Genomic DNA, 9,581 nt, shown 5'->3' on the forward strand with positions numbered 1-9,581 from the left:
TATATTCGCTAAACTTTCCCAGTGTAAGCATAGATTGCGCCCAAACGTCTGAAAGGCAAGCAGAAAAACTCCAAAGCATACAGGGTTAGAGTGTGGTGCTACTTTGATTCATTTCATGTAACTCGTCCTGAGCCACTTCCCATGGAAACAGGGTTACTCCCGGTCTTAATCCATGGGTGATCATTTCATCCCTGGTGGCGATGAAACGCTCGTTGGTCAGCCTGCCGAAAAAATATGCCTCAGTGTCGGCAAAGGAATTGGGACCTCCAAATACTTTTGTTACGGTTGCATAGTACAACTTGCTGGCAGGAAAATGCCGTTTTAACAGTTCTATGGCACCGCAGGCAGTGTCGCCGGAACTCGTGTTATTCTCGCATATCAAAATGTTGCAAGGCCCGGGTGTCTCCGGGAGAGGAGGCGGCATTGGCATGATTGATTCCAACCGATTTGGCTGAAGCCGGTATTTGAATTGAAGTGGGATAATTTTCGTAATCCGCAGCTGGATTGCCAGGGCGCTGCCGGGAATGGCTCCGCTGCGCATGATGGGAACGATCGCGTCAAAGAGAATTCCGCTCGCCTGAATCTTTTCGAGCAACACCTGGAGTGCGGCTCCATATTCCTCCCAGGACATGGAGTTGATATCCTCGATACTATAAATTCTCATGGAATCCATTTGCTGGTTCAACAAACATGAATCGAGCGACGGTTAAGCCGCATGGTCGCACTCGTCTTAAGAGTGTTTCACCTTTCAACGGTGAAGGTATTTGCGGGAACGAAATGTGCAAGCCTGTTCGCCTGACTAAACGCAACCGCCAGGCAACTGTGGTGATTGCTCCATTTATACCGAATGTCAAAATTAATTTCCAGAATGGGGGGAAAGAAGCTGAATGAAGGCAGGCAGGAAGTTTGGTGAAAACATGGCGGTGGAAACGAAGAAATTCATTAGTAATTTGGAGCAGGGTGTTTTCGGTTTGAGGCGGCGTCACTGACCATGCCTTAAACCACAATTCCTCCAGCCATTCGGAAATTTCCTTCTGCATTCGGTAATGCCTGGAAAGATGTGGACTGTATGAAAACGGGGTGAGCAATTCTGCCCACCCCGTTGATAAAAGCCCGTGCTCCTGATTTACGGATAATGGAGGCGGTAGAACTTCTGAGTTCCGGAGATGGGCACGGTGGCTGTGATCACGCTGCCGTTGGTGGTGAACGTCGCGGAGACGCTGGTCCAATTGGAAACTGTGAGCGTGTCATTGCCTTCCAGGTGGAAGCCGCCCGCTGTCCCAGGCCAGGAGAGAACGAGGGAATTCGCGATCTGTTGCACCGTCATCAGAGGACTGGTGACGACCGGTTGGGTGAAGCTTACCGAGCCGTTCACATAGGTGGTGCTCACAGTATTGGCGGACGGGTCGGAGACTTGTTGAAACACGGGTCGGTTGGTGAAGGAAACCGTTGTGTTGCCCGTGGCGTTGGTGGCCGTCTTGAAGTTTAGTTTAACCACTTCCCGCGTGCCTGCAGCAAACGTGGAGGTGATCGGCATGGCCAAGGCTATACCGACCCTACCCGCCTGATTGGTGTTGAGGTTCAGGGTGGCACCACTGGCACCACTGCCGAGGGTGGCACCTGTAAGGGTGAGGAAAGCAGGGTCAAAATCGACGCTAAAGCCGAGAGCCGCTTCATCGCCCTGCGATTCGAGGTTGATCGAGAGTTGACAGGTCTGTCCGGCTGTGACGCTTGCGTTGGCAATGGTCAAGGCACTGGGAGATAGCCCCAGGACATGAATAGTAGCTGGACGCGCCCCGGCATCCTGAGTGGGGCCACCGGCAGCGCTCAAGGCATCCAAGCCGGCAGCATAACGGCCGACTTGCACCCAATCAGAGACGGAGATGATGCCATCGCCCTGTGTTGAGCGGGGAGCAGCATCAGCTCTTTGGTAGATGCTGGAATTGGTGATGGCATCGAGACCGGCGACGAAGCGGCCTTCCTGCACCCAATCGGCAATAGTGACATTGCGATCGCCATTGGGGAGCGGGGTGACATCGCCTTCATAGCCAGTAAAGGGAATGGTGATGCCGCCATTTGCATAGGTGGCAGGCAGGATAACCGCTTGTGGGTTGACCAACTGACGGAGCGTGGGGGTATCACCAAAGGTAATACTGTTACTCGTGGTGGTACTCACGGCGGAAGTGGAGAACGTGACGATCAAAACGTTCTGTGTGCCAGCAGTAAAGGTGCTGTTGGCTGACAAGGAGATTGCGAGGCCTAAATGTCCCGAGTTGATCTGATTAGTGTTGGCAAGGAGTGAACCGCCGGAACCACCGGTGCCGATGGTAGCGCCAACAAAGTGGAGCAAACTGGCATTCCAGTTAAGGCTGAAGCCCAAGGCATTCTCATTTCCATTAGCCACCAGGTTGATGGGGAGTTGGACCGTGTTGGACGAGGCAGTGACGCTGACCACTTGGACGAGGGCAGGAGGCGGGTTGACTGTAAGAGTAGCATTGCTGCTTAATATGCTGCCAACAGAGTTGGAGACTATAACCGAGTAAGTGCCACTGGCAACCAACTGCACATTCGAGAGAACCAGCGAAGAGTTGGTAGCGCCGACGAGCACATTAGTGTCATTGGAGATCCACTGATAGCTAAAGGGAGCGGTGCCAGCAGCCACGACACTGAACGTGACATTAGTTCCGACAGTAACGGTTTGGCTTCGTGGCTGAGAAACAATGGAGGGCACGATAGGTATTTTGCATTTGCCGGCTACGCCACTGTTGTAGATGGCTTGGATCTCACTCTCAGCAAGTGCGCGTCCGTAAAGCGAGACTTCATCGATTTTGCCAGCAAAGAAATCCGATGCCTGTGTGGTGGTGTTCATGCGCGCCCCGATGCCGATGGCGGCGATGCCACTCCAGACATTGATGGGGGCGTCGGTGCGTGTGGCTACTAACACGCCGTTGACGTACATCCTGCGAGTGCCGGTAGTTTGGTCATACACGCCAGCGACATGCGACCAGGTGTTAAGTGCGACCGCGTTATCGGGACTGTTGAAGGTATGAAAGGAACCGTCTCCTTGATGGGCTGCATCGGAAATGCCAAACTGCAAGGCATTGTTGGCTGTCAGATCTAATACGTAGCTGCGCTCTGCGGCATACTCTGCGGCACCGCCCCATTTGCCGATGATCACACGACCGATGCTCTGAGCCTGTGGATAGATCCAGGCTTCCAAGGTTAGGCTGCCTGTCGGACTAAGAGAGCCGCTACTGGGAATGCGCACATATTGGCTGCTGCCATTGAAGGAAAAGGCTTGCGCGACTTCGCCAGTGGCGAAGCCAACTCCCCCGAATAAAGTTCCATTGTTCACATTTAGGAGGTCTGAAGCATCCCCATCCGCCGCCCACCAGGCCAGAATACCATTGGGCGCAGGTTGGCAGATAGGAACGTTAACGGTTAGGATCGAATTGGAACTGGTTGTCGAACCATAAGGGTTTGCCACTGTGACCGAATAGCTGCCCGCGGTGTTTGTTTGAACGTTCAACAAACTTAGGAATGAAAGCGTGGCGCCAGCCAAATTCGTGCCGTTGAATTGCCACTGATAAGTTAAGGGTGCGGTGCCAGATGCAACCACTGTAAGACTACCGTTTTCTCCGACGTTTAATGTCAGGCTTTGTGGTTGGGTGGTGATTGCGGCGGGATACGTATTGATCACCAATGTTGCATTGCTGCTGGTAACCAAACCATATGGATTGGTAACGACAATCGTGTAATCGCCAGCACTTACTGGCTGCACGTTCGATAAAGTGAGTGTTGAAGTAGTGGCACCGGGCACGTTGCTGCCGTTTAGCTGCCATTGATAATTCAGAGGGGAACTGCCTGAGGCAACAACTTCGAAGCTGACGTTTGCTCCGGCGTTGACGGTCTGGCTTTGCGGCTGCGTAGTGATGGAAGGGGGAAATGCGTTAACGAACAAAGTGGCGTTGCTGCTGACAACTGCACCGTAGAGGTTGGTAATAATTACTGTATAAACTCCGGCGTCAGAGAGTTGTACATTGGACAAGTTGAAGACTGAAGTGGTGGCTGCGACCAGGTTTGTCCCATTCATCTGCCATTGATAGCTCAAAGGGGCAGTGCCCGAAGTTGTGACATTGAAGCTCACGTTCGCTCCGGCATTGACCGTCTGGCTTTGGGGCTGGGAAGAAATGGAGGGAGGTAAAGGTGTTTTGCATTTACCTGCGCTGCCGGCGTTGAAAATGGATTGGATTTCGGTCACTGAAAGGGCCCGGTTATAGAGCGAAACCTCGTCAATTTTGCCCGCGAAGAAATTCGCTGGTTGAGTCGTGGTGTCCATACGGGCACCGATGCCGACGGCAGCAATGCCATTCCAGATATTGATGGGGGCATCGGTACGTGTGGCCACGAGCATGCCGTTGATGTACATCAGGCGGGTGCCAGTTGTTTGGTCATATACCCCAACCACATGCGACCAGGTATTGAGAGGAACGGCATTGTCGGTGGTGTTAAAGGTATGAAAGGATGGGTCCCATTCGTGGGCGGCATCCGAGATGCAGAATTGCAGAGCGTTGTTCTCGGTCAGGTCGAGAACATAGCTGCGCTCGTTGGCGTATTCGGCACTTCCGCCCCACTTGCCGATGATGACACGACTGATGCTCGGAGCCTGTGGATAGATCCAAGCTTCGAGAGTGAAACTGCCAGTCGGGCTGAGAGAGGAGCTGCTGGGGATACGGATGTATTGGCTGGTGCCATCGAAGGAAAAAGCTTGGGAAACTTCGCCAGTGGCAAAATTGGTTCCACCAAAGAGAGTTCCGTTATTGCCATTTTGGGAATCTGAGGCATCTCCATCACCCGCCCACCAAGCCACCAAGCCGCTCGGAGGAGCAACACAGGACTGTGCTGGGGAATTCACCAGGGCGCACAGGAACGCGAGAGCGCATGCGGCTTGAAGAAACAGCAGAGACGAAGCATCCTTACGCCTAACTTTCATAGTATTCATTGGTTATACCTTCTTATTTGCTAATAGGGTGCATTTACTAGGGTAGTCTCGTTGGTGAGGCAAGGAAATTCGTTGGAACTTTCTTCGCCAGTGTCGGCGACAGTTTAGTGTATGACCTTCCAAGGATTTCCGGTTTCCGGTCAATGGTTGTGTAGGCAGAGGCATCCGCAACATTGAAGCGATGGTCTGCGAAGTGTTTGGAAGCCAAACCCTATCCGTTGGTTCATTGGTTTAGTTCCTGCCAGGGCATCACCGGTTCCTATTAGAACCAGCTCAAAAGTGTTATCTATGTCCTGAACCCGGACCGTTGGGGGGACATAGAATCTTTGGCTTGATCGTGGCGCGGATGCCGAAGGGTCGTTTATTTTGGCGAGGACGAGTGTTCGTCTGGTGGGGTTACGGTTTTGAAGCTGCGATAGAGCAGCAGGTCGTAGAGGATTTTCAAGCCGCCGGCGACGAAGAATGGAAGGCTTAGGAGGGAGGTGCTGGCAATCAAAGGCGCGGCGATGATCGGGGAGAGTCCGACTCCGATGGTCCGGGCGATGCCGGTTATGCCACCGGCGGCCGAGCGTTCATTCGGATGGACAACGGAGATGGTGTAGGCTTGCCGGGCCGGGACGTCCATCTGTGAAATGGCAAAGCGCAGGAACAGGACGGCTACGGCCAGTTGCACATTCGGCATGAGGGGCACGAGGATCAAGAGAATATTCGAAGGGAGATGGGTGAAGACCATCGTATTGATGAGACCGATCCGGGAGGCAAGCTTTGCTGCGCTCAAGGCAGAGATTCCAGCCAGAATATTTGCGCCAAATAAAATGGCTCCCAGGAAACCGGCAGCGAGACCAAATTTAACATGGAACCAGTACGCCAGGAGACTTTGCATAACGAAGCCACCGGCGAAGGCATCCAAGGCGAACAAAGCTGAAAGTTTAAGGATGATTTTGTGGGAGCGGTGCAGGCCCAGAAATGTGCGGGTGGAAAGCTGGTGGTCATCGGCAGAGTTCTTAATTTCCACAGAATCGGATAAACTCAAAAACAGCAGCGCGAGGAGCAGACCCATGAAGGCATAACCGACGACGGTGGCGCGGTAGCCGGCGAGCATGGTGAAGCCGACGGCATGTAATCGCTGAGCCAAAATGCCGCCGGTCAGCGCTCCCAGGGCGACGGCAAAGGAGCCAACCAAATTATACCATGCGAAAATTTGAAGGCGTTTTCGACCGGGTATGATGTGCGAGAGAGCGGCTTGTTCGATGGAGAGGAAGGGGCCGACTTCGTTACCGCTGGGACTTATTACTCCGATGATGGCGGCAACGAGCAACACGATGAAATTGTGAGTGAGGGCAAAAGTGACTCCGGCGAAAATCATAAGGGCAGCGCCGGTGAGCAACATTTTCCTGCGCCCCAGGCGATCTGCCGAGGTGGTCATCCATAAGGAAACAAGCGTGTCACCCAACAGAGTCAGCGTCAGCAAGACGCCGATTTTTTTGGTCGAGAGACCGAGTTCAGACAGGTAGAGGACGAGGACTACGGAAATCAGGCCATAGGCGAACATTCTCAGGATGCGCGTGAGAAAGAGGATGCGGGCATCGGGCGTGAGGGCCTGCCAGCCTTTGATCAGGAACATGGGAGATACATCATTATGGCAGGTTTTTCTGATTCACCGGGTTCACTTGAAAGCGCCATCGGGTTTCCCCTTTTTAACCATCGCCTGACAGTAGGCGTACAAGGCATCATAGACAATCCATTCCGCGGCGTTAACCTCGTGATCGTCTTTGAATCCCAGATGGCGGAAGCCTTCGGCGATGGCTTCGAGGCCGGGACCTTCCGGCTGATTCCAGAGGGTGTTGTCGGTGTCGGCGCCATTGACAATCTTTCCGAGCAATATCAAGGCGGGATCGGAGAGCTTGTATTTTTTAAGAATCGCCTCGAAGGAGCATTCCTGGCCGTGATGGCCGAGTTCGACGTTGGGAACGTCATAAGGTATCGCCTGTTGCTCGTTGGCGATCTCCATCACCTTGTCGGCTGGCACGAAGAGAAATTCGGCATTGGTATCGACGAATTTTTTGATGAGCCAGGGACAGGCCACCCTGTCCACCTTCACCTTTTCACGAGTAATCCATTTCATATGGGGATGCGATTTGTGAGTTGCGCCAAGGCTGTGACTTCGAAAAATTAATCCGTTTCCAATTTGACGGTGGCACGTGCGAAGGGATTTGTCGAAAGGAAAAAGGAGAGTCTCGTAATGAAAAGTAATGGTTAGATCGCGGGTGGGGCGTTCCAATCTGGAATGCTGGATTGTCTGATAATTCTGCCGCGACTCATTTCCAAAACTTCATCACACAAAGCCACGACCTCCATCCGGTCGTGCGTGATGTAGAGCATGGGCAGGTGGAACTCCTCTTTGATGCGGGCGAGATAGGGAATTATTTTTGCTTTCAGCCCGGCGTCGAGATTGGCGAGTGGTTCGTCGAGCAGGAGGAGGCGTGGACAGGAGAGTAATGCGCGCGCCAAAGCCACCCGTTGCTTTTCTCCGCCGGATAAGTCCGTGACGCGGCGTTGGGTCAAAGTCTGGATGGCGAGAACTTCGGTTACGTGGTCGAAGCTGAATACAGGGTTGGTTTCCGATTCCTGCTTGTGACCGTAAAGAAGATTCTGACGAACAGAGAGGTGAGGGAACAGCGCCAGATCCTGTGGCACATAGCCGATGTGGCGGAGTTGCGAGGGGACGGAGATGCGTCTGTTGGTATCAACCAGCACGTCGTCCTGGAGTTGGATGAAGGCGGATTGAGGGCGTCGCAGTCCTGCAATCAAATCCAGCAGGGAAGTTTTACCTGCGCCGGAAGGGCCGAAGATGGCGGTTACCTGTTGGGGCAGTTCCACGTCCACCATGACATCGAAGCCGGTGACGGGGAGGCGGATGTTTTTTAGAAGCAGCTTCATGTTCGCCTGGTTCGCCGCATCAGGCATTCGCTGGTCCACACGGCCAGGAACGCCATGGTCACCGATATGGCCAGCAGTCGATAAGCATGAACATCCTGGCCAAGTTGAACCGACTGAAAGATGGAAAGGGAGAGGGTGGCGGTCTGGCCGGGAATGTTGCCGGCGATCATGATGGTGGCGCCGAACTCGCCCAACCCCCGCGCGAAGGCGAGGAGAATTCCGCCGATGATTCCACGGGAGGCGAGGGGGAGGGTGATGGTGAAGAAGACGCGGAAATTACCGGCGCCGAGAGTGCGGGCGATTTGTTCGAGGCGCTCATTCACCTGTTCAAAGGCGACGCGCGCCGAGCGAACCAGCAATGGAAAGGACATGACTCCGAGGGCAATCAGCACGCCGCGCCAGGTGAACACGATGTCCAGATGGAGTGTATCATGGAAAAAACCGCCGATGGGTCCGTGTCGGCCGAAGAGTTTGAGGAGAATGAGTCCGGTGGCCACGGGAGGCACGACGAGGGGGAGGGTGATGGCGGTTTCGACGAGCGATTTTCCGGGCCAGTCATAACGCGCGAGCAGCCAGGCCAGGGCGAGGCCAAAGGGGAGGATGACGAGGGTGCTTAAAGCGGACACCCAGGCGGTAAACCAAACTATCTGCCATTCCTCGCCAGTCATGCAAACGTCATTTGTGAACGATGAAGCCGTACTTTTCAAACACTTTGCCAGCTTCATCCGAGGCGAGATATTCCAGGAATTGTTTGGCGGCTGCCGGGTCTTTTGCTTCCTTCATGACCGCCATGGGATAACTGATGTTCGGTGCGTCGCTGGTTGGCACTTCATAGGCCACCTTGATTTTGCGGGAGATGGCGGCATCGGTTTTGTAAACCATGCCGGCTTCGACGTTGCCGGACTCGACGGCGGCGAGAGCTGCCCGGACGTTATCAGTAGGGACGACCTTTGGTTCGATGAGGGGCCAGAGTTTAAGCTTCGTCAGGTACTCGCGGGAGTAAATGCCTGCGGGAACTGCTTTCGGATCTGCCAGAGCAATTTTTTTGACGTAGGGTTTTGTCAGGTCGGCTGGGGAGGTGATGGCGAGTGAACTGCTTTTATCCACCACGATGACGAGAGTATTGCCGAGGCGGCTTTTGCGGGTGCCGGGCAGGATGAGTCCCTGTTTTTCCAGATTGTTCATTTTGGCTTCGTCGGCGGAGAAAAAAATGTCAGCGGGAGCGCCTTCTTCAATTTGGCGGGCGAGCAAACTGGAGGCGCCGTAGTTGAAGACAATTTTATCGCCGGACTGCTTTTCGTAGCGGGTGGCAATTTCCTTTAAGCTATCGGTGAGGCTGGCGGCGGCGAAGACCGTGATGTTGGCCGCATGGCTGCCGCATGCTGCCAACAGCACGCCCAGCACCAGGAGGTGTTGCAGAAATCGTTTCATGTAAGCAGCACCGAAACGCCGCAGTTAATCTTACCCATGCCGACATATTCTGTAAAAGATATCGCGCGAAGACAAGGGGTATTACGGTGATTATGATCCTGACGAAAAATGCATTTCAACCACGAATTTGCACGAGGAAGCACGAATAAGTAGCGGCTTAGGCTGTGATCAGATTGGTGGCAATGGCATCCAAATCCTTCGATTGGGG

8 protein-coding genes are annotated in these 9,581 nt (G+C 53.8%); all 8 read right to left on the bottom strand.

Annotation, left to right across the window (positions count from 1 at the left end; translation table 11 throughout):
* Nucleotides 1-85 precede the first annotated feature (85 nt).
* Nucleotides 86-664, bottom strand: a complete 579-nt coding sequence (locus CFLAV_RS28760; protein ID WP_150107656.1) for a hypothetical protein — start codon at nt 662-664, stop codon at nt 86-88.
* Complete coding sequence (locus CFLAV_RS35300; RefSeq protein WP_150107657.1) at nt 651-1,040, bottom strand: hypothetical protein; 390 nt, start codon at nt 1,038-1,040, stop codon at nt 651-653. The genes CFLAV_RS28760 and CFLAV_RS35300 overlap by 14 nt, the downstream gene beginning before the upstream one ends.
* 86 nt (nt 1,041-1,126) lie before the next feature.
* On the bottom strand, nt 1,127-4,993 hold the full coding sequence (locus CFLAV_RS28770; RefSeq protein WP_040550647.1) for a LamG-like jellyroll fold domain-containing protein: 3,867 nt from the start codon (nt 4,991-4,993) through the stop codon (nt 1,127-1,129).
* 370 nt (nt 4,994-5,363) lie between these two features.
* Nucleotides 5,364-6,626, bottom strand: coding sequence for an MFS transporter (locus tag CFLAV_RS28775; protein ID WP_007418447.1), 1,263 nt, complete (start codon nt 6,624-6,626; stop codon nt 5,364-5,366).
* 42 nt (nt 6,627-6,668) lie between these two features.
* Nucleotides 6,669-7,127: a chromate resistance protein ChrB domain-containing protein gene (locus CFLAV_RS28780; RefSeq protein ID WP_007418448.1), complete on the bottom strand. Its 459-nt coding sequence runs from the start codon at nt 7,125-7,127 to the stop codon at nt 6,669-6,671.
* Between the two features lie 131 nt (nt 7,128-7,258).
* Nucleotides 7,259-7,969, bottom strand: coding sequence for an ATP-binding cassette domain-containing protein (locus tag CFLAV_RS28785; RefSeq protein ID WP_007418449.1), 711 nt, complete (start codon nt 7,967-7,969; stop codon nt 7,259-7,261).
* Nucleotides 7,939-8,610 carry a molybdate ABC transporter permease subunit gene (gene modB, locus CFLAV_RS28790; RefSeq protein WP_007418450.1) on the bottom strand — a complete coding sequence of 224 codons (672 nt, stop codon included), beginning with the start codon at nt 8,608-8,610 and terminating at the stop codon, nt 7,939-7,941. Before modB ends, CFLAV_RS28785 begins: the two co-directional genes overlap by 31 nt.
* Before the next feature lie 7 nt (nt 8,611-8,617).
* Nucleotides 8,618-9,373: a molybdate ABC transporter substrate-binding protein gene (gene modA / locus CFLAV_RS28795; protein WP_007418451.1), complete on the bottom strand. Its 756-nt coding sequence runs from the start codon at nt 9,371-9,373 to the stop codon at nt 8,618-8,620.
* Nucleotides 9,374-9,581 lie beyond the last annotated feature (208 nt).

The organism is Pedosphaera parvula Ellin514 (assembly GCF_000172555.1).
GTDB lineage: Bacteria > Verrucomicrobiota > Verrucomicrobiia > Limisphaerales > Pedosphaeraceae > Pedosphaera.